The organism is Mycobacterium sp. E1747 (assembly GCF_001667775.1).
Lineage (GTDB): Bacteria > Actinomycetota > Actinomycetes > Mycobacteriales > Mycobacteriaceae > Mycobacterium.
Window position 1 is genome coordinate 17,571 of sequence record NZ_LZJI01000049.1, and the last position, 21,682, is coordinate 39,252.

At 67.5% G+C, this 21,682-nt stretch carries 23 protein-coding genes and 3 pseudogenes; 12 read left to right on the forward strand and 14 right to left on the reverse strand.

What is annotated here, in order from left to right; all coding sequences use genetic code 11:
* Positions 1-37: 37 nt before the first annotated feature.
* From A5695_RS04850 to A5695_RS04860, 3 genes and pseudogenes are all read left to right on the forward strand, one after another.
* Positions 38-1,401, forward strand: a pseudogene (locus A5695_RS04850) (HNH endonuclease signature motif containing protein).
* 109 nt (positions 1,402-1,510) lie between these two features.
* A complete protein-coding gene (locus A5695_RS04855; RefSeq protein WP_068078865.1) occupies positions 1,511-3,442 on the forward strand; it encodes an NAD(P)/FAD-dependent oxidoreductase in 1,932 nt (643 codons plus the stop codon).
* Positions 3,443-3,452: 10 nt separating this feature from the next.
* Positions 3,453-4,478 (forward strand): alcohol dehydrogenase catalytic domain-containing protein, encoded by a 1,026-nt coding sequence (locus A5695_RS04860; RefSeq protein WP_068078867.1) that lies wholly within the window; start codon positions 3,453-3,455, stop codon positions 4,476-4,478.
* On the opposite strand, the gene A5695_RS04865 is transcribed toward A5695_RS04860, so the two are convergent.
* Both A5695_RS04865 and dtd read right to left on the reverse strand, forming a co-directional pair.
* Entirely contained in the window at positions 4,475-5,389 is a 915-nt protein-coding gene (locus A5695_RS04865) for a class I SAM-dependent methyltransferase (RefSeq protein ID WP_068078869.1), read from the reverse strand. The two genes, A5695_RS04860 and A5695_RS04865, sit on opposite strands and share 4 nt — an antisense overlap.
* Positions 5,390-5,446: 57 nt before the next feature.
* Positions 5,447-5,878 (reverse strand): D-aminoacyl-tRNA deacylase, encoded by a 432-nt coding sequence (dtd, locus tag A5695_RS04870; protein WP_068078871.1) that lies wholly within the window; start codon positions 5,876-5,878, stop codon positions 5,447-5,449.
* Between the two features lie 51 nt (positions 5,879-5,929).
* On the opposite strand from dtd, the gene A5695_RS04875 reads away from it, so the two are divergent.
* A complete protein-coding gene (locus A5695_RS04875) occupies positions 5,930-6,235 on the forward strand; it encodes an MTH1187 family thiamine-binding protein (RefSeq protein ID WP_068078872.1) in 306 nt (101 codons plus the stop codon).
* Here A5695_RS04875 and A5695_RS04880 read toward each other — a convergent pair.
* Complete coding sequence (locus A5695_RS04880; protein WP_068079059.1) at positions 6,232-6,726, reverse strand: macro domain-containing protein; 495 nt, start codon at positions 6,724-6,726, stop codon at positions 6,232-6,234. The two genes, A5695_RS04875 and A5695_RS04880, sit on opposite strands and share 4 nt — an antisense overlap.
* A gap of 34 nt (positions 6,727-6,760) precedes the next feature.
* Here A5695_RS04880 and A5695_RS04885 point away from each other — a divergent pair, with 34 nt between their 5' ends.
* A complete protein-coding gene (locus A5695_RS04885) occupies positions 6,761-8,032 on the forward strand; it encodes a competence/damage-inducible protein A (RefSeq protein WP_068078874.1) in 1,272 nt (423 codons plus the stop codon).
* 12 nt (positions 8,033-8,044) lie between these two features.
* Here A5695_RS04885 and A5695_RS04890 read toward each other — a convergent pair whose 3' ends face one another.
* The gene (locus A5695_RS04890; RefSeq protein WP_156749466.1) at positions 8,045-9,328 is read right to left on the reverse strand and encodes an MFS transporter; all 1,284 of its coding nucleotides are present in this window, start codon (positions 9,326-9,328) and stop codon (positions 8,045-8,047) included.
* Positions 9,329-9,396: 68 nt separating this feature from the next.
* On the opposite strand from A5695_RS04890, the gene A5695_RS04895 reads away from it, so the two are divergent.
* The 3 genes from A5695_RS04895 (at position 9,397) to A5695_RS04905 (ending at position 11,313) form a co-directional block, all read left to right on the forward strand.
* Positions 9,397-10,464, forward strand: coding sequence for an amidohydrolase family protein (locus A5695_RS04895; protein ID WP_068078876.1), 1,068 nt, complete (start codon positions 9,397-9,399; stop codon positions 10,462-10,464).
* A gap of 163 nt (positions 10,465-10,627) precedes the next feature.
* On the forward strand, positions 10,628-10,867 hold the full coding sequence (locus A5695_RS04900; RefSeq protein ID WP_068078877.1) for a hypothetical protein: 240 nt from the start codon (positions 10,628-10,630) through the stop codon (positions 10,865-10,867).
* 53 nt (positions 10,868-10,920) lie between these two features.
* On the forward strand, positions 10,921-11,313 hold the full coding sequence (locus A5695_RS04905; RefSeq protein ID WP_068078879.1) for a phage holin family protein: 393 nt from the start codon (positions 10,921-10,923) through the stop codon (positions 11,311-11,313).
* Here A5695_RS04905 and A5695_RS04910 read toward each other — a convergent pair.
* From A5695_RS04910 to A5695_RS29395, 4 genes and pseudogenes are all read right to left on the reverse strand, one after another.
* Positions 11,310-12,092, reverse strand: coding sequence for an enoyl-CoA hydratase/isomerase family protein (locus A5695_RS04910; protein ID WP_068078881.1), 783 nt, complete (start codon positions 12,090-12,092; stop codon positions 11,310-11,312). The two genes, A5695_RS04905 and A5695_RS04910, sit on opposite strands and share 4 nt — an antisense overlap.
* Positions 12,089-13,072, reverse strand: coding sequence for an FAD-dependent oxidoreductase (locus A5695_RS04915; RefSeq protein WP_068078883.1), 984 nt, complete (start codon positions 13,070-13,072; stop codon positions 12,089-12,091). Before A5695_RS04915 ends, A5695_RS04910 begins: the two co-directional genes overlap by 4 nt.
* A gap of 42 nt (positions 13,073-13,114) precedes the next feature.
* Positions 13,115-13,699 carry a hypothetical protein gene (locus A5695_RS04920; protein WP_231974717.1) on the reverse strand — a complete coding sequence of 195 codons (585 nt, stop codon included), beginning with the start codon at positions 13,697-13,699 and terminating at the stop codon, positions 13,115-13,117.
* Positions 13,700-13,893: 194 nt separating this feature from the next.
* A pseudogene (locus tag A5695_RS29395) lies at positions 13,894-13,980 on the reverse strand (TetR family transcriptional regulator); the annotation flags it as partial.
* Between A5695_RS29395 and A5695_RS29400 the strand changes: the two are divergent.
* Positions 13,978-14,371 (forward strand): annotated as a pseudogene (locus tag A5695_RS29400) (NAD(P)/FAD-dependent oxidoreductase); the annotation flags it as partial. The pseudogenes A5695_RS29395 and A5695_RS29400 overlap by 3 nt on opposite strands.
* Positions 14,372-14,374: 3 nt before the next feature.
* Here the strand turns inward: A5695_RS29400 and A5695_RS04930 are convergent.
* From A5695_RS04930 to A5695_RS04950, 5 genes are read right to left on the reverse strand one after another with little or no spacing between them, the layout of a single operon-like run.
* A complete protein-coding gene (locus A5695_RS04930; RefSeq protein ID WP_068078893.1) occupies positions 14,375-14,983 on the reverse strand; it encodes a YbhB/YbcL family Raf kinase inhibitor-like protein in 609 nt (202 codons plus the stop codon).
* Positions 14,984-15,033: 50 nt separating this feature from the next.
* Positions 15,034-15,480 (reverse strand): SRPBCC family protein, encoded by a 447-nt coding sequence (locus A5695_RS04935; protein WP_068078895.1) that lies wholly within the window; start codon positions 15,478-15,480, stop codon positions 15,034-15,036.
* A 35-nt stretch (positions 15,481-15,515) separates the two neighbouring features.
* A complete protein-coding gene (locus tag A5695_RS04940; protein WP_068078897.1) occupies positions 15,516-16,520 on the reverse strand; it encodes a zinc-binding dehydrogenase in 1,005 nt (334 codons plus the stop codon).
* A gap of 22 nt (positions 16,521-16,542) precedes the next feature.
* Positions 16,543-16,953: an SRPBCC domain-containing protein gene (locus A5695_RS04945; protein ID WP_068078899.1), complete on the reverse strand. Its 411-nt coding sequence runs from the start codon at positions 16,951-16,953 to the stop codon at positions 16,543-16,545.
* Positions 16,950-17,267, reverse strand: coding sequence for a helix-turn-helix transcriptional regulator (locus A5695_RS04950; RefSeq protein WP_068078903.1), 318 nt, complete (start codon positions 17,265-17,267; stop codon positions 16,950-16,952). The genes A5695_RS04945 and A5695_RS04950 overlap by 4 nt, the downstream gene beginning before the upstream one ends.
* A gap of 89 nt (positions 17,268-17,356) precedes the next feature.
* On the opposite strand from A5695_RS04950, the gene A5695_RS04955 reads away from it, so the two are divergent.
* Positions 17,357-18,079: an MBL fold metallo-hydrolase gene (locus A5695_RS04955; RefSeq protein ID WP_068078904.1), complete on the forward strand. Its 723-nt coding sequence runs from the start codon at positions 17,357-17,359 to the stop codon at positions 18,077-18,079.
* On the opposite strand, the gene A5695_RS04960 is transcribed toward A5695_RS04955, so the two are convergent.
* Entirely contained in the window at positions 18,076-18,450 is a 375-nt protein-coding gene (locus A5695_RS04960) for a hypothetical protein (protein WP_068078905.1), read from the reverse strand. The genes A5695_RS04955 and A5695_RS04960 overlap by 4 nt on opposite strands.
* Before the next feature lie 324 nt (positions 18,451-18,774).
* Here A5695_RS04960 and aceA point away from each other — a divergent pair, with 324 nt between their 5' ends.
* Entirely contained in the window at positions 18,775-21,066 is a 2,292-nt protein-coding gene (aceA, locus tag A5695_RS04965) for an isocitrate lyase ICL2 (protein ID WP_068078907.1), read from the forward strand.
* Between the two features lie 396 nt (positions 21,067-21,462).
* Positions 21,463-21,666, forward strand: a complete 204-nt coding sequence (locus tag A5695_RS04970) for a hypothetical protein (protein ID WP_156749467.1) — start codon at positions 21,463-21,465, stop codon at positions 21,664-21,666.
* Positions 21,667-21,682 lie beyond the last annotated feature (16 nt).

Genomic DNA, 21,682 nt, shown 5'->3' on the forward strand with positions numbered 1-21,682 from the left:
CCACAACCTTGTCGGCGGGCGGCGGTAGCATTCGAACATGCATTCGAGTAATCGCGAGCAGATCGCCGCGGACTATGCCGCGCTGAGCGACGCCGTCTCTCGCGTTCTCGGTCACTCCTACGATGCGCTGACCACCCCGGAATGCTTCGCCCACCTCGAACTGCTCGAACGCGAAATGCGGCGGCTACCTGCGGCCGGCCACGAGCTGATCAATCAAATCGACGGCCAAGCCACCCCGGCCGAACTGGGTGGCAAGTTCGCTCACGTGCTGTCCGACCGGCTCCGCATCACCCGCGGGGAAGCCGCCCGCCGGATCACGGACGCCCAGACCCTCGGCACGCGGCGCGCCCTGACCGGCGAACGGCTGGCGCCGCGGTATGTGGCCACCGCGGCGGCCCAACGCGCCGGCCGTATCGGCGCGTCCCACCTCGCGGTCATCCACGGCTTCTTCGCCGAGCTGCCCGGCTGGGTCGACGACCCCACCCGCGAGGCCGCCGAGGCCGACCTGGCGCGCTGGGCCGGCGAACAGCGCCCGGAATGCCTGCGCAAAGTTGCCGACCGCATCACCTGCTACCTCAACCCCGACGGACGGTTCACCGACCAAGACCGCGCGCGCCGCCGCGGCCTGACCCTGGGCACCCAGGACAGCGACGGCATGTCGCGCCTCAGCGGCTGGCTGACCCCCGAAGCCCGCGCCAGCTGGGAAGCGGTGCTGGCCAAACTCGCCGCACCCGGCATGTGCAACCCCGACGACGACACCCCGGTCATCGACGGGCCCCCGGCGAGGAAGCCGTGCAGCGCGACAGCCGCACCGCGGCGCAGCGCCACCACGACGGCCTCAACGCTGCGCTGAGAGCAATGCTGGCGAGCGGCAAACTGGGCCAGCACAACGGCCTCCCGGCGGCCATCGTGGTGACCACCACGCTCACCGATCTCGAAGCCGCCGCCGGCAAAGCACTGACCGGCGGGGGCACCTTGCTGCCCATGTCCGACGTCGTCCGCTTGGCCCGCCACGCGCATCACTACCTCGCGATCTTCGACAAGGGCAAAGCAGTAGAGCTCTATGACGCCAAACGGCTGGCCTCGCCGGGGCAACGAATTGTCTTGTACGCCAAGGACCGCGGTTGCTCGGCACCGGGCTGCGACGTCGGCGGCTACTACTGCGAAGTCCACCACGTCGAAGACTGGGCCGACACGCACCGCACGGACATCGACCAACTCACGCTGGCCTGCGGACCCCACCACCGCTTGCTCGAGAAGGGCTGGACCACCCGAACACGCGCGAACGGCGACGTCGAATGGATCCCACCGCCCCATCTCGACCGCGGGCAGCCACGCACCAACACCTTCCACCACCCCGAAAAGCCGATGGCAGACCGGGACAACGACGACCCACCGTAGTGATCGGACTATTGATCCGCTCCCTAGCCAGCGGGTAGCGTAGTGCTGCCAATTACGACACGGTAAGTCGCGTAATTGGGGAACCTCCGCGACCGAGAGGATCGGCTAGATGCGCAGCGCCTATGCCGGCGATCCCTTCACCACGTCCACCGCGGAAATCGAAGCCGCCCTCGCGGACGTCAGCATCCCGACGCTGCTGCTTTCGCTGGTACACATCACCGGTGATCCGCGATTCATCCGCGATTTCAAGCAGATGGGGGTCTTCCTCAACGAGATTCAGGGGTTCATGTCCGAAGAGGACAAGGCGCGGGCCCGCGCGGCCGCGCTGCCGGTGCTCGTCGACTATCGGGACCGCGGCTGTCCCGAACCAAAACCCTTGAGCCCCATCCTTATTCGGGAGATGATGGACTGGGCCGCCTGTGAGCACGTGTCCGACGATTACCTGCCGCTGATCCTGGAAGAGATGGACCTCGACGGCGTCGATCCCCGCCGCCCGCATGCCCTGCCGACCGAGAGCGCCGCGGACATCCCGGTGCTCGTCGTCGGCTGCGGTGAATCGGGCATCCTCGCGGGAATCCGTCTCAAGCAGGCCAATATTCCGTTCACCCTCGTGGAGAAGAACGCCGGCCCGGGCGGAACCTGGTGGGAGAACAGCTATCCCGGCGCCCGCGTCGACGTTGCCAACCACTTCTATTGCTACAGCTTCGAACCCAATAACGACTGGACGCACTTCTTCGCCGAACAGCACGAACTGCAGGACTACTTCACGAAAGTCATGGTGAAGCACGGCCTGGCTGAGCACGTGCTGTGGAATACCGAGGTGCTGGCCGCCGAGTGGGTCGACGACGATGCCACCTGGAGCGTCCGGCTGCGCGGCGCCGAGGGCCAGACCAGCACCGTGCGCACGCGAGCCATGATCACCGCGGTCGGCCAGTTGAACCGGCCCAACATTCCCCCCTTCGACGGCGCCGACAGCTTCGCGGGCCCCGCATTCCACTCCGCCGCCTGGGACCACTTCGTCGACGTGCGCGGCAAGCGGGTCGCGCTGATCGGCGCCGGCGCCAGCGGCTTTCAGATCGCACCCGCCATCGCCCCGGCGGTTGAGCACCTCACCGTTTTTCAGCGGACAGCGCAGTGGATGTTCCCCAACCCGATGTATCACGACGAGGTCGGCGAGGGCATGCGCTGGGCCATGCGTCACCTGCCGTTCTACGGCCGGTGGTACCGCTTCCTGGTGCTGTGGCCCGGGTCCGACAAGGGGCTGGACGCCGCGGAAAGCGACCCGGACTACGCCGACCAGGAACACGCCGTCAGCGACATCAACGCCGCCGCCCAAATGATGTTCTCCCAGTGGATCACCAGCCAGGTCGGCGAAGGGCACGAGCTGTTGAGCAAGGTGATGCCCGACTATCCCGCCTGCGGCAAACGCACCCTGCAGGACAACGGCAGCTGGCTGCAGACGCTGCAACGCGACAACGTCGATCTGGTGCGCACAACCATCCGGCGGATCACCCCCGGCGGCATCGTCACCGACGACGGCGAGACACACGAGGCCGACATCATCGTGTACGCCACGGGATTCCGGCACACCGACGTGCTGTGGCCGCTGAGGATCACCGGCCGCGACGGTGTCGACCTGCGCGAGATGTGGGGGAGCCGTCCGTACGCCTACCTCGGTATCACCGTCCCGAAGTTCCCCAACTTGTTCATCATCTACGGGCCCGGGACCCACCTCGCCCACGGCGGCAGCCTGATCTTCCAGTCCGAACTGCAGATGCGCTACATCGACCAGTGCCTGGCGCGGCTGGCGCAGGCGGGCGTGCATTCGCTGGAGCCGAGGGCGGACGCTGCGGCCGCGTGGCACGAGCGCACGCAGACGCAGATCAAGAAGATGGTGTGGGCTCACCCCGCCGTCAAACACTCCTACTTCAAGAACGCCGACGGAGAGATCCACACCGTCAGTCCATGGCGCCTCAATGAATACTGGGCCGCGGTGCGCGAACCGGACTGGTCCCAATTCGTGGTGCGACAAGGGAAGTGAGGCCGCCAGCATGCGTACGGTAGTCGTCGACGGGGCCCGCAGTGTCCAGGTCGAAACCCGCCCTGATCCCGTCCTTCCCGGTCCCGATGGAGCGATCGTCGAGGTCACCGCCGCCGGCATCTGTGGATCCGACTTGCATTTCTACGAGGCCGATTTCCCGATGCCCGAGCCGATTGCGCTGGGGCACGAAGCGATCGGCACCGTGGTCGAGGCGGGCCCGCAGGTGCACACCGTCAAGGTGGGCGACCTCGTCATGGTGTCGTCGGTGACCGGGTGCGGCGCCTGCGCCGGCTGCGCCACCCGCGACCCCGTCATGTGCCACAACGGGTTCCAGATCTTCGGTGGGGGCATGCTCGGCGGCGCGCAGGCCGATCTTCTGGCCGTGCCCGCCGCCGACTTTCAGCTGCTGAAGATGCCCGACGCAATCAGCACCGAGCAGGCGCTGCTGCTCACCGACAACCTCGCCACCGGCTGGGCGGCGGCGCAACGCGCCGACATCCCGTTCGGCGGCAGCGTGGCGGTCATCGGCTTGGGCGCGGTCGGGCTGTGCTCTTTGCGTAGCGCGTTCTTCCAGGGTGCCGCAACGGTTTTCGCCGTGGACCAGGTCGACGGGCGGCTGGACCGCGCCGGCAAGTGGGGGGCGACACCTCTCAAGGCGCCCGCGGTTGGGGCCATCCTCGAAGCCACCGGGGGCCGGGGCGCGGACGCGGTGATCGACGCCGTCGCCACGGACGCCTCCCTGACGGACGCGCTCAATGCGGTGCGAGCGGGCGGCACCGTCTCGGTTGTCGGTGTGCACGACATGAATCCGTTCCCGCTCAACGCCCTGGGCTGCCTGATCCGCAGCATCACCCTGCGCATGACGACCGCCCCGGTGCAGCGCACCTGGCCCGAGCTGATCCCGTTGCTGCAGTCCGGGCGACTGGATGTCGACGGCATTTTCACGACGACCCTGCCCTTGGAGGAGGCGGCGAAGGGCTACGCCGCCGCGGCGTCGCGGTCGGGCGACGACGTGAAGATCCTGCTGACGCCCTAGCGCTTACTGGCCGTAATGTACTGGGACCGCATGAAACTGTCGATCTTGACGTCGACGTCCGGCGGCGTCAGCCCGTAGTTCGCCTGCAAGTCCAGCGTGTTGCGAACGGGGTCGACCGACCAACCGTGGGAGGCCAGCCGTTCGGCGGGATCTGTCTGTGGCTCGTAGGTCAAGGCGGAGAAGTCGACGTCGCCGGACATGTTGACGCCGGGATGGGCCGACTCCAGGGCCTCGAGTTGAGAGTGGTCCAGCCTGGAACCGAGGGCGCCGATGGCGATTCGGCTGCCGGACGCGCTGAGCCCGCTGATCCGGGTGAAGAGCGTGTTCTGGGCCTCGTCGGTCAGGTAGGGCAGCACTCCCTCCACCGACCAGGCGCTGGGCCGCTCGACGTCGAACCCGGCGTCCTCGAGAGCTCTGGACCAGTCGGCGCGCAGGTCGGCGGCGACCTCGACCCGGGGAGCCTTGGGCTTGGCGCCGTGCTGGGCGAGCACGCGGGCCTTGAATTCCAGCACCTTCGGCAGGTCGACTTCGAAAATCCTTGTGCCCTGGACCCATTCGAGCCGATATGCGCGGGAGTCCAGCCCGGCGGCGACGATCACCGCCTGGCGGATGCCCGCGGCGCCGGCCTCGATGAAGAAGTCGTCGAAAAACCGCGTCTGCACGCCGTAGAGGCGAGGAAAGGCCAGCTCGTCTTCGGAGGCGCCCGGGTTGGCGAGCTTGGCCGCCAGGTACGGGTCTCGCGACGCGTCGATGAAGACCTTTGCGTAGTCATCCCGGACCAGCGGCCGCGGGCTCACCGCGTGCAGCGCGCGCCATCCGGCCACCAGCAGAGCGGTGTAACCAACGCTGCTGACGATGTCCCAATTGTCGTCGTCGGAACGGAGCGACCCAAACTCAGGCGTCGGGCTCATCGCCCCTCCCATCAACAATCGGCCACGGCAAGCGACGTATCCAACCTACCCGTCGGTTCACAGTTCCAGGAGCACGGTGACGGGGCCGTCGTTGACCAGCTCGACCCGCATGTTCGCGCCGAACACCCCGGTCTGGACCTCGGCGCCCAGGCGCTGCAGCGCGTCGGCGAACGCCGCGACCATCGGCTCGGCGACCGCACCCGGCGCGGCCGCGTTCCACGACGGGCGTCGGCCCTTGGCGGTGTCGGCGTACAGGGTGAACTGGCTGATCACCAAGATGGGCGCGTTGAGGTCGGCGGCTGACCGTCCGTCATCGAGAATCCTCAAATACCAGAGCTTTTCGGCGAGCCGCCGAGCTGTGTCGAGGTCATCGCTGTGGGTGACACCCACGAAGGCCAGCAGCCCCTGCCCGTTCGGCTGGATCGCCCCCACCACGTCACCGTCGACCGACACCGCCGCCGACGTCACTCTCTGCACCAGAACCCGCATGGGCCTTGATGCTGCCAGGCCGGCCGCGACCGGCTTGGGTAGGCTCGATGGGTGTCTGTGCTCGTCGCGTTCTCCGTCACCCCGATGGGGGTGGGTGAGGGCGTCGGCGAGATCGTTGCCGAAGCGGTTCGGGTGGTTCGCGATTCGGGCCTGCCCAACCGAACGGATTCGATGTTCACCGTCATCGAGGGCGAAACCTGGGAAGAGGTGATGGGGGTCGTGCAGCGCGCCGTGGAGGCCGTTGCCGCCCGCGCACCCCGGGTCAGCACGGTGATCAAGGCGGACTGGCGGGCCGGGGTCAGCGACGCGATGACCCGGAAGGTCGCCACCGTCGAGCGTTACCTCGAAGGCGACTAGCCAGCCACGGCGTCCCGGAAGGCACGCTCGGCCGCGTCGCCGTGGACCGCGAACACCACCTTCTGCAACGAGACCGCCGCGTGCCGGCGGACCGCGTCGACCATCAACCGCGCCGCCTCGTCCAGCGGGAAGCCGCCGACGCCGGTGCCGAAGGCCACCAGCCCCAGCGTGCGGCAGCCCAGTTCGTCGGCCTTGCGCAGCGTGGCGGCCGCGGCCCGAGCGATGATCTCCGCTGACGTCGGGCCGCCGAGCTCCATGGTCGCGGCGTGGATGACGTAACGCGCCGGCATCGCGCCGGCCGTGGTCTCGACCGCTTGACCGAGCCCGATGGGTGCCTTCTCGTTCGATTCGCGCTGCACTTCCGGGCCGCCGGCCCGCACGATCGCCGCGGCGACACCGCCGCCGTGCCGCAGCTGTGTGTTGGCCGCGTTGCTGATCGCGTCGACCTCGAGCCTGGTGACGTCTGCCTGCACAACCTCCAGCTCGATCATCGGCTCATTGTCTCCCGTCCCGGCCAGTAGGCTCATGCCGGTGAGCGCACGCGCAGGCATCGTCGTCACCGGAACCGAAGTCCTCACCGGGCGCGTCCAGGATGCGAACGGCCCCTGGATCGCGGATCGCCTGCTGGAGCTGGGCGTCGAGCTGGCGCACATCACGATCTGCGGCGACCGCGCGAAAGACATCGAGGCGCAGCTGTGCTTCATGGCGGAGCAGGGCATGGACCTGATCGTCACCAGCGGCGGCCTGGGGCCGACGGCCGACGACATGACGGTCGAAGTGGTGGCCCGGTTCTGCGGCCGCGACTTGGTGCTCGACGACGAGACCGAGAACAAGATCGCGAACATCCTCAAGAAGCTGATGGCCCGCTTCGAAGGCGTCGACTTCGACGCGGTGCGCGCCGCCAACCGCAAGCAAGCGATGATCCCCGCCGGAGCGCAGGTGCTCGACCCGGTGGGCACCGCGCCGGGAGTGGTCGTCCCCGGCAAGCCCACGGTGATCGTGCTTCCGGGGCCGCCGCGCGAGCTGCAGCCGATGTGGAGCCGGGCCATCGAGACGCCCGCAGCGCAGCAGGCGATCGCCGCCCGAACGCTCTATCGGCAGGACACCGTGCGAATGTTCGGGCTGCCCGAATCGGGTCTGGCCGAGACGCTGCGCGAGGCCGAAACCTCGGTGCCGGGCTTCGAGTCACTCGAGATCACCACCTGTCTGCGGCGGGGCGAGGTCGAGATGGTCACGCGCTACGAGCCGGACGCTGCAGCCAGCTACGCGAAACTCATGCAGCTGGTGCGCGACCGGCACTCCCAGCAGCTCTTCTCCGAAGACGGTTCCACGGTCGACGATTTGGTGGCCCGGGCGCTGGCCGGCCGCCGGATCGCAACGGCCGAATCCTGCACCGCCGGGTTGCTTGCCGCGCGCCTGACCGACCGGCCCGGGTCGTCGGACTACGTCGCCGGCGGGGTGGTCTCCTACTCCAACGAGGCCAAAACGGAGCTGCTCGGCGTCGACCCGACGTTGATCGAGTCGCACGGAGCGGTGTCCGAGCCGGTGGCCGAGGCGATGGCGGCCGGCGCCATCCGCCGCTTCGGCGCCGACACCGCCGTGGCGATCACCGGCATCGCCGGCCCCGGCGGGGGTACACCCGAAAAACCCGTCGGGACGGTCTGTTTCAGTGTGACCCGCACCGACGGCCGCACGGACACCCGCACGCTGCGGCTGCCCGGCAACCGCTCCGACATCCGGGAGCGCTCCACTACGGTGGCGATGCACCTGCTGCTGCGCCTGCTGAGCAACCCCTGACGCCGAGCGTCGCTACTTGGCTTCCGTTGGCAGAAAAGTGCTTTCGGCGGTGCCGAAGCGAATCCCCGTGGCGTCCTTGCCGATCAGCGTCAGGAGTGCCACCGCGACGAGCACCGGCACGATCGTCGCCGCCAGGGCAAACGGGTACCCATGCGACTCGGCCAGGCGCTCCTGAATCGGCAGGTTGAAGGCCGCCAACAGGTTTCCCAACTGATAGGTGACGCCCGGGTAGAGGCCGCGGATGGCGTCCGGCGACATCTCGGTCAGGTGCGCGGGGATCACGCCCCACGCGCCCTGCACGAACAGCTGCATCAGGAAGGCGCCGAGACACAGCATCGCAGCCGTCCGCGAATAGGCGAACAGCGGCACGATCGGCAGACCGAGCATCGCGCAGAAGATGATGGTGTAGCGGCGGCTGAACCGCTGTGACAGCGTCCCGAAGACAAGCCCGCCGATGATGGCGCCCACGTTGTAGACGATCACGATCCACTTGACGGTCGCGCTGGACAGGCCCGCGCCGTGGTTGGCCGTCGAGGTCAGGAACGTCGGGTAGACATCTTGGGTCCCGTGGCTCATCCAGTTGAAGGCCGTCATCAACGCCACCAGGTAGAAGAATCGGCGGATGATCGCCCCGTCCCGCAGCACGTCGCGGATCTTGGTGCTGGTCAGTTTCATCTGGTCCTGTGCGGCTTCCCAGACTTCGGACTCCTCCACCCGGTACCGGATGATCAGGCTGACCAGCGCGGGAACGATGCTCAGCGCAAAGAGCCACCGCCACGACAACCCGAGCCAGTTCATCACCACCAGCGAGGCGACGCTCGCCAACAGGTATCCGAACGCGTAGCCCTCCTGCAGTAACCCCGAGAAAAACCCGCGTCGCTCGACGGGCACCTTTTCCATTGCGAGCGCGGCGCCCAGGCCCCACTCGCCGCCCATGCCGATGCCGTACAGCAGGCGCAGGATCACCAGCACGGTGAAGTTGGGGGCGAACGCGCACAGGAAGCCGACCACGGAGTAGAACATCACGTCCACCATCAGCGGGAGCCGGCGCCCGACACGGTCGGCCCACAACCCGAACAGCAGCGCACCGACGGGACGCATGATCAGCGTCGCGGTGGTGACGAATGCGACCTCGGCCTTGCTGTGGTGGAAGGTCTTGGCGATGTCGGCGTAGACGAGCACGACGATGAAGTAGTCGAAGGCGTCCATCGTCCAGCCCAGCAACGCCGCGATAAACGAGTTCCGCTGATCGGCGGTCAGCGTGTTTCGAGGACTTTGTGGTGTCACGTTCAGCATCGTGGCCTACCGCGCGCGGTAAAGCGAGCCATTCCAACATGCAATCCGCGAGAGTAAGTTCCGGATACATGCGCATCATCGACGCCGACGGTCACGTCGCCGAGAATCCTTCGCTGGCAATCGAAGCGATCAAACGCTGGCCGCAGTACGTCAAGCCCAGCAGCGACGGGCGGATGCGGTTGACCTTCGAGGGCCGCAATTATCCCGAGGACGAGGGCCCGGGCGCGGGGTGCCCGCCGGAGCACGGCATCAGCAAGGCGCCCGACATCAACTGTCGATCGACCAAGGGCGTGCTGGGCGACGCCGACCGCGACCACATCGACACGATGGTCTTGTACCCGAGTCTCGGCCTGTGCGCACCCACCCTCGAGGACCCGGAGTTCGCCGCCGGGTTTGCCCGGCTGTACAACCAGTGGATCGCGGATTACTGCGCCCCGTCGGGTGGACGGTTACGGGGCGTCGCCGTCACCCCGATCGAGCACGGCCAGGCGGCAATCGACGTCATGACCGAGGCGAAAGAGCTTGGGCTGGTGGCGACCCTGATCCCGCCGGCGCTCAAGACCCGTAATCTCGACCACCCCGACCTCGACCCCTTCTACGCCGCAGCGGTCGACCTGGATATGCCGTTGGGTGTCCACGGCGCGCCGGGCATTCACCTGCCGAAGATCGGCGTGGACCGCTTCACCAATTACATTCAGGTGCACTGCATCAGTTTCCCGTTCGACCAGATGACCGCGATGACGGCACTGGTGTCCGGCGGAGTCTTCGAGCGCCACCCGCAGTTGCGCGTCGCCTTCCTCGAGGCGGGCGCGGGCTGGGTCCCGTTCTTCATGGATCGCCTGCACGAGCACTACGAGAAGCGGGGCGATTGGGTCGACCGCGGCTGGCGCCGCGACCCGCACGAATACCTGGCCGCGGGCAACATTTGGGTGACGTGTGAGCCGGAGGAACCCATCCTGCCCGGGGTGATCAACGTGCTCGGCGCCGACTTCATCATGTTCGCTAGCGACTATCCGCATTGGGACGGCGAATGGCCGGAAAGCACCAAGCACCTGCGCACGCGTCCCGATATCAGCGAAGAGGCCCGCGAAAAAATCGGTGGGTTGAACGCGCAGTGCTTCTACAACCTGAATTAGGTTCGGGGGTTGGTGACTCGTAGTCATCACCACGGTTGGCTCGATTTCCCCCGGAAGCCTTGGCCGCTTTCATCACCGAGCGCTGCACGCCCCGACAATCGTCCCGACAAGCAACCCGATAGCCTCGAGAGACACGCGAATTTTTCGGGAGGTGTCGATCTGCATGGCTGACAAATGGTTCTCCGACATCAGCGCGCCCGGGCAATTGACCCTCGCGGACCTGTGCGACCAAATCGAGGAGAAAATCCATCTCAACGCGGACAACCAGAAACCACCGCAGGAGTTTGCCGACTGGCAGTCGTGTGTAGCGGATCGGGACGCCACCATTGCGAAGTTGAGCGCCGCGGTCGTCAACCTTTGCCAGATGGTGAAGCACTTGTCGTCACAGCGCGGCGACGCCTAGCCCGGGCGCTGAACGGCTGCCCTTCGCGCACCGGTGGTGAGAGGATCGTGGGCATGGGCCCTTTCCTGCTCCGCGCCGCACTGACCGGTTTCGCGCTATGGCTGGTCACCAAGTTCGTTCACGGGATCACGTTCGTCGGCGGTGACAGCAAGCTCGAGCGGGTCGGCATCATCTTCGTCGTCGCCGTCATCTTCGGTCTGGTCAACGCGTTCATCAAGCCGATCGTCCAGCTCCTGTCGATCCCGCTCTACATCCTCACGCTCGGGTTGTTCCACATTGTCGTCAACGCGCTGATGTTGTGGCTCACCGCCCGGATCACCGAGCACACCACCCACTGGGGTTTGCAGATCGATCACTTCTGGTGGACGGCGATCTGGGCGGCGATCGTGTTGTCCATCGTGAGCTGGGTGCTGTCGCTGATCATTCGGGACGTCAGCCGGCGCTAGCGGCCCTGCCACCGGGGCGGACGCCTCTCGGCGAAGGCCCGTGGGCCCTCCTTGGCGTCCTGCGTCTCGAAAATCCGGTCGCTGTGCCGGGTTTCGTTGTCGTACGCCGCCTCGAGGTCGAGCGCCAACCCCTCGACGGCGGACTGCTTCGTTGCGAACACCGCAAGCGGTGCGTTCGCGGCGATGCGCTCGGCGTAGTCGTACGCGGTGTCCATCAGCCGCGCCGGCGGCACCACCCGATTGATCAGCCCCATCGCCAGGGCTCGATCCGCGTCCACCATGTCGGCGGTTAGCAGCAGCTCCATCGCGAGCGGGTAGGGCATCTGCCGTGGCAGCCGCACTGTGCTTCCGCCGCCGGCGAAGAGGCCGCGCTTGGGCTCCATCACCGCGAAGCGCGCGCCGGGTACGGCGACGCGGATGTCGGTGGAGCTCAACATCTCGAAGCCGCCCGCGACACAGGTGCCGTTGATCGCGGCCACGATCGGCTTGTAGACGGGGAAGCGGTGCAGGACGGCGTGAATGGCGTCTTCCTTGTTCCACCCCTGCGGCTGCGGGAGGTCGCCGGTGAGTTCGGGGATGAACTCCTTCAGGTCGGCGCCCGTGCAAAAGTCCTGCCCCACACCGGTGATCACCGACACCCACGCGTCGGCGTCGTCGCGGAACGCCTCCCAGGCGTGCGCCAGGTCGCGGAAATGCGCCATGTCCAGCGAATTGCGCGTCTGGGGACGGTTGATCGTGATGGTGGCGATGTGGGCGTCCACAGCGTAGTCGATGCTCATCGCGCCGCCCCCTGACTCACCAGCCGGACCACGTCGCGCGCGCAACCCCACGACAAGGTCACGCCGTTGCCGCCGTGACCGTAGTTGTGAATGCACAAGGCCTCTCCGCGCGCCCGATCCAGCGGCTCACCCTCCACCCGCACCGTGGGGCGGTCGGGCCGCAGTCCGGTGATGATCTCTATCACCTCGGCTTCGGCCAGCCTGGGCTCGATCTGCCTGCAGCGCCGCAGGATTCGCTCGGTCACATCGGGATCCGCGGCGGTATCCCAGCGGCCGGCGACGCTGATGCCGCCGCATACCACCCGGTGGGGATGGGGAAAATAGCACGTCCATTCCGGGCCGCCGTTGATCTCCAGAAACAGCTGGCGCAGACCGGGATTGGTGAGCACGACGTGCTGGCCGAACAGCGGTCGCACGGTGTCGTCCCCGGTCAGCCGTCCCGCGGCGAGGCCGGTGCAGTTGACCACGATCGGCGCGGCTTCGGCCGCCTCGGCCAGCGACTGCACGGGATGTTCCTCGATGTCGCAGCCGGCCGCGGCCAGCCGCCGGGTCAGGTAGCCCAGATAGTGCGGCATGTCGATCATCGGCAGCGTGGCGCCAAAGCCGTTGCCGAAGCCGCCAGGCAGGTCGGCCGGATCGATCGGTCGCAGGTCGGGGATCAGCGCCGCCGCGGACGACATCGCCTCGGTGGCGGTCAATTCGCCGACGGCCATCGCCGGCGCCAGTTGGACGCCGGAGTCGGGATCGTCGGCAAGTTTGCTAAAGACCTGCAGCGAGTGCTCGGCCCACGTCCGCGTGTCATTGGCACGTTCCGCGGGTCGCGGCGGCAACCACACCGCGCCCGCCACTTTCGACGTCGTCTGCTGCGGCAGGGCGGCCGTCCAGACCCGCACCGGCCAGCCGGCCTCGGCCAGGCACACGGCCGACGTCAGCCCGCTGACCCCGGCACCGACGACGACGATCTGCTGCGCACTGGCCACGGCGCCACCGTAACGAAACGGGCGGGACCCCGTCAGTTCCCGTCAGGAATGGGGAGGCTGCTGCCCGCCCTGACCGCCGAGCAACCCGTTGAGGATTCCGAGTGTGCCCTGCACGCCGGCGGGCGGTGTGGTGGGGGGCAGGGCGGCGTCCGGGGTCAGCTGCCAGGGCTGACAGCCCGAGGTCTTGAACGCCTTGTCGGTCGGGTCGATCTGCACCACCTGCGGCTTCTTGCTCATCGCGTTGTCGATGATGTTGCCGTCGGGATTGCCCGTCCGCTTCCAGTAGCACGTGCCGTTGTTCACGGGCCCGCCCGAGCTGTAGATGCCGGGCGCGATGTCGGACCCGACGTTGTAGATGCCGTCCTTGTCGATCGTCGTCTTCGGCCCCGGTCCCGGTGCGGCCGCGGGGGAGGGCGCCGGAGAAGCGGACGACGGCGGCGGGCCCGGTGGCGGCCCCTGCGAGGCCGCCGGCGAGGGCGCCGGAGAAGCGGACGACGGTGGCGGGCCCGGTGGGGGGCCCTGCGAGGCCGCCGGCGACGGTGACGGAGCCGGCGTCTGGCCCGGGTCGGCCCCCGCGTAACCCGCCGAAGCGGTCCAAGCCGCGATCATCAGTCCCGCGACGGCCAACCGTGCCGCGGTAGGAACACCAGCCTCAAACCCCATAGCATGCCAGCGTACCGGGGCGGGCACCGTAAATCACACCATGCGGCATACGCCGGTTGCCTTGGTCGGACACATAAGCCCTGGTCGGCACACCCTAAGTCCGGCGCCGAATGCGCCCCGCATAGCCGAGCGCATGCTCCTAGGCGTTGAGGTTGTCGGGGGCGGTCGGCCAGCGCCTCGGCGAGCCATTCGAGCTGCGTCTCGTAGTCCTGGAAGAGCACCGCGTCCTTGGTGGGGAAGTGCCGGGCAAGCACGCCGCCAGCGCCTACGCATACGCGTTCCCTGTGGAAGTCGACCGCCAGCACCATGGGCGACTCAAACCGTTATGGCCAAACGGGTTATCGATGAGATCACCCGGCTGGCCCCGAACTTCAGGGACATCGTGATCCGCCACATCACGTTCGCGCCCTGCCACATGAACACGATGTTCGGCGCGCCGTCCGGCGACTTCTGCCACGGCCCAGTGCATCCGGATTTGCTGGGCCCGAACAGGTCCGGCGCCCCAAGGGATTCCTCGACTTCCCGGTCCCGATCGACGGCCTTTACCTCGGCGGCGCGGGATGCCATGGCGGGCCGGGCATCACGTTCACGCCCGGCTACGACGCCGGCTATCAAGCGCTCGACCACATGGCCTGACGCTCATCCCGCGAACGTTCCGGTCAGCTGCGCCTGGGCGGTCGCGGCGCCGCCGATCGTTTGCGCCGCCTGCACGCCGGAAAGGCCGCCGGGGAGCTGGTAGTCGTTGGGCAGCTGGTAGAGGGTGAACCGGTAGTGGTGGGTGCCGGATCCCGCCGGTGGGCACGGACCCCGATACGCGGACTGGCCGGCCGTGTTCGGCAGCGTGGCCGCACCGGCGGGCGTCTGTCCGTCTGCGGTGCTGCCGGATCCCGGGGCGATGCCCACCACGACCCAGTGCACGTACAGCCCATTGACCGCGTCCGGGTCGTCGACCACGAGCGCCGCCCCCAACGGTGCCGACCATGCCAGCGGGGGCGCGATGTTGGCCCCTTTGCAGGTGTACTGCACCGGAATCGGGGTGCCGTCGCCGAACGCCGGGCTGCTGATGGTCAACGGTGCCCCGGCGGGCGCGGCCGCGACCGTCCGCCCCAGGGTCGTCACCTTCGGCGTCGACGGCGCCGTGACGCGGGTATCGCCGTGCCCGCCGCAGCCGGCCAGCGCGGCGATGATCGCCAGCCCGCCGATGATCGAGGCAGTCTGGCGAGGGCCGCGCGGAGTCGTCGATTCCATAAGAAACAGTGTGGACCGCGTCCCGGCCGCCCGGTAGGGACAGAACGCCGCTAGGCGTCGCGCTTCTTCACCTCGAGCACGCGCTTGCGCAGCCCTTTGGTCGCGGTGTCCATAAGGCTTTTCGACCCCCGCTTGATCAAGAATCCGGGCACCGGCATCAACAGGTCGACGGTCAGATCGAAGCTCACCCGGGTGGAGTCACCGTCGGGCGTCAGCGTGTAGCGGCCGTCCTGCGCGCGCTGCTGTTTGGCGCTGACCAGGGTCCAGCTCACGCCGTCCTCGTGAACGGTGTAGGCCAGCTCTTGCTCGTCGCTGACGCCGACCAGTTTGACCACTTGCTTCGACCTGGTGGGGTGGCCCTGGTCGTCCCGCTCGAGAACCTCCACCTTTTGGTGAACCGAGGACCACTCGGGCAGCGATTCGATGTCGAACAGCACATCCAGGATCTCATCCGGTGTCGCTTCGATGACAACCTCGCGGGATTCGGTGACAGCCATGGGGGATAGATAACCACCGCGGCGCCGCCAAAAACTCACGGCACCAAGACCACCTTGCCGACGTTCTCGCGCGCAGCCAGGATGCGGTGCGCCTCCGGCGCTTCGTCGAACGGCACCGCCGCGTGGACGATGGGAGCAATCGTTTGATCCTCGAGCGCCTTGGTCAGCGGGGTGATCCACGGCTCGAGGGTGCCGCGGTCGTCCCACAGCCGCAGCATGTTGAGGCCGATCACGGCCTTGGACTCCGAGAGTTGGTCGATCAGGTTGAAGCCGCGCAGCATCGCCAGCGCGTGCGGGGCCGCCGCCCGCAGCGAGCGTTTCTCCCCGTGCTGCAGGTTCGAAACCCCGTATCCCACAAGCCTTCCGCCCGGCCGCAGCAGCGCATAGGAGCGCCGCAACGAGGTTCCGCCCAACGCGTCAAGCACCACGTCGTAGGGTTCCAGGCCCTCCCGCCAGCCGTCGCGCCGGTAATCGATCGCGCGGTCCACCCCCAGTTCGGCCAGCTTCTGATGCTTCGCGGGCGATGCGGTGCCGTGAACCTCGGCCCCCGCGGCCTTCGCGAACTGGACGGCTGCGATGCCGACCCCGCCGGCCGCGGCGTGCACCAGCACCCGCTCACCGGCGCGCAGCGACCCGTATCCGTGCAACGCGGCCCACGCGGTCGCGTAGTTGACCGGGACGGCGGCGCCCTCTTCGAAGCCCATCGCGGCCGGCAGCGGCACGGAGTCGCCCGCCGCAACATTGACGACCTCGGCGTAGCCGCCGAACCGGGTGCCCGCCAGGACCCGTTCGCCCACGCGACCGGGGTCGACACCCTCCCCGACGGCCTCGACCGTCCCGGCGACCTCGTAGCCGACCACCGCCGGCAGCTTCGGCGCGTCGGGGTACAGGCCCACCCGGGCGAGGTGATCGGCGAAGTTGACACCCGCCGCCCGCACCGCAACCCGAAGCTGCCCGGGACCCGGTGGCGGCGGATCGGGCCGCCGCTGTACTCGCAGCACCGATGGATCGCCGCGTTTGGTGACGACGACTGCGCGCATCTGCAATTTCCTCCCCGGCCGCTCAGGCCCGGTTGACGGCGTCGGCCAGGCGGGGGAGGACGACGCCGGACCAGCCCGGCCCCATCCGGCGGAAGGCCTCGGCCATCCTCTTGTCGTCCAGGTCAAAACCGCTGTGTTCCAAGAACACCCGGGTACCGTCACCCTCCGGCTCGAGGCGCCAGGCGAGCGTCCAGGCGGGCGTGAAGGTGTACACGAACCGGCGCGGGGGATCGACCTCAAGCACCGTGCATGGCTGCTTGCCGTAGCCCGGCATGTGGAGGGTGAACTGGTGGCCGACCACCGCGGCCACGTCGCCCTCGGCCCACCACAGCCGCAGGAGGTCGGGCTCGGTCAACAAGCGCCACACCTTCGCCGGCGGCGCCGCCACAAATTGATCCACCCGGATCGTCGCGGGCGTCGAAGTCTTGGTCATTGCCACTCCTCTTCTGCCGTCTCGGCCAATTTGGCCAGCCGCGTGCGCCAGAACTTCTCGAACGGGTGCAGCCACTCTCCAAGTTCCGCCAACGGTTCCGCGGTCAAGCGATAGATGCGATGGCGGCCCTGTGGTTCGTCGGCCACCAGGCCGGCGTCGCGCAGCACCTTGAGATGCTCGGCCACGGCGGGGCGGCTGAGGTCGAACCGCTCGCAGAGTTTTCCGGCGGGCAGCGGCTGGCGAGACAGGATCTCCAGCAGTTCCCGCCGCACCGGGTTGGCCAGTGCGAGGAACACGCGATCAGTGCCACCCATGACCGCAATATATGTCGGGGATTTCCGACATGTCAATCGTCCCGGGCGAGCGGAGACCGGCGGGGCGCGATGACCGCTATCTTCCGGTTATGCATTTCGCCTGGGAGCAGCTGACATCCAGCGTGCACCGATGCCGGCTGGAGTTCTGCGACGTCACCGTCGGGTTGGTGCGGGGCCGCACCGGCGCGCTGCTCGTCGACACCGGCACTACGCTGGTCGAAGCGGACAGGATCGCCACCGACGTGCGCCGGCTCGCAGGGCGGCCGGTCACTCATGTCGTGTTGACGCACAAGCACTTCGACCACGTCCTGGGTTCCTCGGCATTCGGCCAAGCTGAAATCCTTTGCGCCCCAGAGGTTGTCGAGTATTTGTCGTCCGGCGTCGACCACCTTCGTTCGGATGCCGTGCGTTATGGCGCGGACGCCATTGAGGTCGACCGCGCGATCGCGGCATTGCGGCCACCAAAGCGCGGTGTCTACGACGCCGTCGTCGACCTGGGCGATCGCACCGTGACGATCAGCCACCTGGGCCGGGGACACACCTCCTCGGACCTGGTCGTCATCGCGCCCGGCGCCGACGGCGAAGACGACCCGGTTGTGTTCTTCACCGGTGATCTCGTCGAGGAGTCCGCCGACCCCGACATCGACGCCGATTCGGATGTGGCGGCCTGGCCGCGCATGCTTGATCGGATACTCGCGGTGGGCGGACCCGGGGCCGTCTACGTGCCGGGCCACGGACGCGTCGTCAACGCCGAATTCATCCGCCGCCAGCGGGATTGGCTGGCCCGACGCGCGGGGGCCGAGACGGGCTAAACGCGCGAACCGGCGCAGGCGGCAATGAGGGCGTCTGGGTCGGTGACGCTGACCCATAGCTCGCGCAGCGAAATCGATCGGCCGACGGCCTTTGCGTCCACCGGTGGCTCGATCGTCAACGCCACCAGGCCCTTACCCGACCCGTTGACCAGCCAGCGCCCATCTGAGTAGTGCACGCCCAGGGTGAAGACCCGGTCGTTCGCCCGCTCGGCATGGGTGATCGACGCCAACGGAACGTGCGCGTCGAACGCCCAGCCCATCTTCACGCGCAGGGTTCCGGCGTCCACCCTGACCTCGCTGCGCTTGGGTCCCAATCCGACAGGAACCGAAAGCGGAAGATACCACCGGTCATAACGCAATTCCGTTTGCACAGCGCTAACCCTACCGCTTGTTTGCTGGATGCGTCCGGTTTTTCGGATTTTCGCTCCCCGGCCGACCGGGTCAGCACCTCGGCAAACTTGGAACCATCTGCAGCACAATGGATTCCATCTAACCAGTAATTTTCCGCGCAGGCCGCGGCGCTCCCGTCGAAACCGGCGGGCTTGTGTGCCCGTCGGGCTCAAGCTAGCGACGTGGGCCGGAGCAGGGCAGTTGGCAACAGTTTTGGCACGGGTCTTTCGACCGCTGATTTAACTGTCACCCTCGGGGATAGACTCACGTTCAAGGGAATCGTGCCGAACAGGGAGCGTAAGGCCATGGCCATCATTGACTCGGACACTGAAGTCCGGACTTCGTACGAGGACGACATCGCCGCGACGCAGCGATACATGGACGGCCCACGGTTCGCCGGAATCACGCGTCTTTACACGGCTCGCCAGGTAGTGGAACAACGCGGCACCATCCCCACCGACTACATCGTGGCGCGCGAGGCGGCGGCCGCCTTCTACGACCGGCTCCGCGAGCTGTTCGCCGCCAAGAAGAGCATCACCACGTTCGGGCCCTACTCGCCAGGCCAGGCCGTGGCCATGAAACGGATGGGCATCGAGGGCATCTACCTCGGCGGCTGGGCCACCTCGGCCAAGGGCTCCACCACCGAGGACCCCGGCCCGGACCTGGCGAGCTACCCCCTGAGCCAGGTGCCCGACGACGCCGCGGTATTGGTGCGCGCCCTGCTGACCGCCGACCGCAACCAGCAGTACCAGCGGCTGAACATGAGCGCGGCGCAGCGAGCCAGCACCCCCGCCTACGACTACCGCCCGTTCATCATCGCCGACGCGGACACCGGGCACGGCGGTGATCCGCACGTGCGCAATCTCGTCCGCCGCTTCGTCGAGGTGGGCGTCGCCGGCTACCACATCGAGGACCAGCGCCCGGGCACCAAGAAGTGCGGCCACCAGGGCGGCAAGGTCCTGGTGCCCTCCGACGAACAGATCAAGCGGCTCAACGCCGCTCGCTTCCAGCTCGACGTCATGCGGGTGCCGGGGATCATCGTCGCCCGCACCGATGCCGAGGCGGCCAACCTGATCGACAGCCGCGCCGACGAGCGCGACCAGCCGTTCCTGCTCGGCGCGACCAACCTGAACATCCCGTCGTACAAGTCCTGTTTCCTGGCGATGCTCCGGCGTTTCTACGAACTGGGCGTCAAGGAACTCAACGGCCATCTCCTTTACGCGCTGGCCGATTCGGAGTACGCCGCGGCCGCCGCCTGGCTGGAACGCCAGGGTATCCAGGGCTTGATCTCGGAGGCCGTCAACGCCCGGCGCGAAGACGGGCAGGGTTCGATCGACGACCTCTTCGACCAGGTGGAGTCGCGGTTCGTGGCCGCCTGGGAGGACGACGCCGGCCTGATGACCTATGGCGAGGCCGTCGCCGAGGTGCTGGAATTTGGCGAGAGAGAAGACGACGAGCCCTTCGCCATGAGCCCGGCGGACTGGCGGCGATTCGCCCAGCGCGCGTCGCTCTACGCCGCACGGGAAAAGGCGAAGCAGTTGGGCGTCGACCCGCCGTGGGACTGTGAGCTGGCGAAGACGCCGGAGGGCTACTACCAGATCCGCGGCGGCATTCCCTACGCGATCGCCAAGTCGCTGGCCGCTGCGCCGTTCGCCGACATCCTCTGGATGGAGACAAAGACGGCCGATCTCGCCGACGCTCGGGAGTTCGCCGAGGCGATCCACGCCGAGTTCCCCGACAAGATGTTGGCCTATAACTTGTCCCCATCCTTCAACTGGGACACCACCGGCATGACCGATGAGGAGATGAAGCGCTTCCCCGAGGAGCTCGGCAAGATGGGCTTCGTCTTCAACTTCATCACCTACGGCGGCCACCAGATCGACGGCGTCGCCGCCGAGGAGTTCGCGGCCTCCCTGAAACAGGACGGCATGCTGGCCCTGGCTCGCCTGCAGCGCAAGATGCGGCTGGTGGAGTCGCCTTATCGCACACCGCAGACGCTGGTCGGTGGGCCCCGCAGCGACGCGGCGCTGCAGGCGTCCTCCGGGCGGACGGCGACCACCAAGGCCATGGGCAAGGGTTCGACCCAGCACCAGCACCTCGTGCAGACCGAGGTGCCCAAGAAGCTGCTGGAAGAGTGGCTCGCGCTGTGGAGCGAGCACTACCAACTCGGCGAGAAGCTGCGCGTGTCGCTGAGGCCGCGGCGGCCCGGCTCGGACGTGCTGGTGTTGGGCATCCACGGCAACGGGGACGAGCAGCTGGCCAACGTCGTGTTCGACCCGATCAAGGACCGGCACGGTCGCAGCATTCTCACGGTGCGCGACCAGAACACGTTCGCCGAGAAGCTGCGCCAGAAGCGATTGATGACGCTGATCCACCTCTGGCTGGTGCACCGCTTCAAGGCCGACGCGGTGTATTACGTGACGCCGACCGAGGACAACCAGTATCAGACCTCAAAGATGAAGTCTCACGGCATCTTCAGTGAGGTGAATCAGGAGGTCGGCGAGATCATCGTCGCGGAGGTCAACCGTCCGCGCATCGAGGAGCTGCTTAAGCCGGACCGCGTGGCGCTCCGGAAGCTGATCACCAAGGAAGACTAAGGAGCGGCCCTCGCGCGAACCCCCGTTCGCTCGAGGGCACCGCTTCGACCGGACGTGGCGTGGCGCCACGGACCATCCAATTTACGAATAAGAAAATTTCTTACCGCGGCGTTTGCAGAATCTGGGCATAGCAACAGTTGTCTGCGGATACGATTTGATTCGCCGATGGCCCATTAGCCCGAGATGGGCCATCGGCTCGTAAGGCGCCCCGGTCCGCACCCGCGGCCCGCTTCGCGCCAACTCCCGTCGCCTTGGTTCGATGCCGCCGATGTGGCGCGCCCTCGCCGGCCCACATCTCACCCAAAAGCCCGTCTGTAGCAACAGTTGCACAGGTGTAGAATTGAAGTCATGGATGCGCGCCACCTCCCGACGCGCAACGAGAGGAAGGATCGGCTGATGAAGGCGGAAATGAGGACGATGGTCGCGGTGTTCGGCGGAATGGCCGCGGTGGCCTTGGCGGTCGGTTTCGGGGGATTGGACGTCAGCCCGACCGGGGCCGCGGCGACGCACAAGCCGTCCGCCGTCACGTCGGCGCCGGCGGTTGCGTCCGGCGTTCACCCGGCCACCCTGGCCGGCTGCGTGTCCGGTCTCGACTGCTAGTCGAACCGCTTCCCCG

Bases quoted from the DNA above. Each gene is read 5' to 3' on its own strand.
- A5695_RS04855 (WP_068078865.1), top strand. From the start codon at position 1,511: ATGCGCAGCGCCTATGCCGGCGATCCCTTCACCACGTCCACCGCGGAA.
- A5695_RS04860 (WP_068078867.1), top strand. From the start codon at position 3,453: ATGCGTACGGTAGTCGTCGACGGGGCCCGCAGTGTCCAGGTCGAAACC.
- A5695_RS04865 (WP_068078869.1), bottom strand. From the start codon at position 5,389: ATGAGCCCGACGCCTGAGTTTGGGTCGCTCCGTTCCGACGACGACAAT.
- dtd (WP_068078871.1), bottom strand. From the start codon at position 5,878: ATGCGGGTTCTGGTGCAGAGAGTGACGTCGGCGGCGGTGTCGGTCGAC.
- A5695_RS04880 (WP_068079059.1), bottom strand. From the start codon at position 6,726: ATGATCGAGCTGGAGGTTGTGCAGGCAGACGTCACCAGGCTCGAGGTC.
- A5695_RS04885 (WP_068078874.1), top strand. From the start codon at position 6,761: ATGCCGGTGAGCGCACGCGCAGGCATCGTCGTCACCGGAACCGAAGTC.
- A5695_RS04890 (WP_156749466.1), bottom strand. From the start codon at position 9,328: ATGCTGAACGTGACACCACAAAGTCCTCGAAACACGCTGACCGCCGAT.
- A5695_RS04895 (WP_068078876.1), top strand. From the start codon at position 9,397: ATGCGCATCATCGACGCCGACGGTCACGTCGCCGAGAATCCTTCGCTG.
- A5695_RS04900 (WP_068078877.1), top strand. From the start codon at position 10,628: ATGGCTGACAAATGGTTCTCCGACATCAGCGCGCCCGGGCAATTGACC.
- A5695_RS04905 (WP_068078879.1), top strand. From the start codon at position 10,921: ATGGGCCCTTTCCTGCTCCGCGCCGCACTGACCGGTTTCGCGCTATGG.
- A5695_RS04910 (WP_068078881.1), bottom strand. From the start codon at position 12,092: ATGAGCATCGACTACGCTGTGGACGCCCACATCGCCACCATCACGATC.
- A5695_RS04930 (WP_068078893.1), bottom strand. From the start codon at position 14,983: ATGGAATCGACGACTCCGCGCGGCCCTCGCCAGACTGCCTCGATCATC.
- A5695_RS04935 (WP_068078895.1), bottom strand. From the start codon at position 15,480: ATGGCTGTCACCGAATCCCGCGAGGTTGTCATCGAAGCGACACCGGAT.
- A5695_RS04940 (WP_068078897.1), bottom strand. From the start codon at position 16,520: ATGCGCGCAGTCGTCGTCACCAAACGCGGCGATCCATCGGTGCTGCGA.
- A5695_RS04945 (WP_068078899.1), bottom strand. From the start codon at position 16,953: ATGACCAAGACTTCGACGCCCGCGACGATCCGGGTGGATCAATTTGTG.
- A5695_RS04950 (WP_068078903.1), bottom strand. From the start codon at position 17,267: ATGGGTGGCACTGATCGCGTGTTCCTCGCACTGGCCAACCCGGTGCGG.
- A5695_RS04955 (WP_068078904.1), top strand. From the start codon at position 17,357: ATGCATTTCGCCTGGGAGCAGCTGACATCCAGCGTGCACCGATGCCGG.
- aceA (WP_068078907.1), top strand. From the start codon at position 18,775: ATGGCCATCATTGACTCGGACACTGAAGTCCGGACTTCGTACGAGGAC.
- A5695_RS04970 (WP_156749467.1), top strand. From the start codon at position 21,463: ATGAAGGCGGAAATGAGGACGATGGTCGCGGTGTTCGGCGGAATGGCC.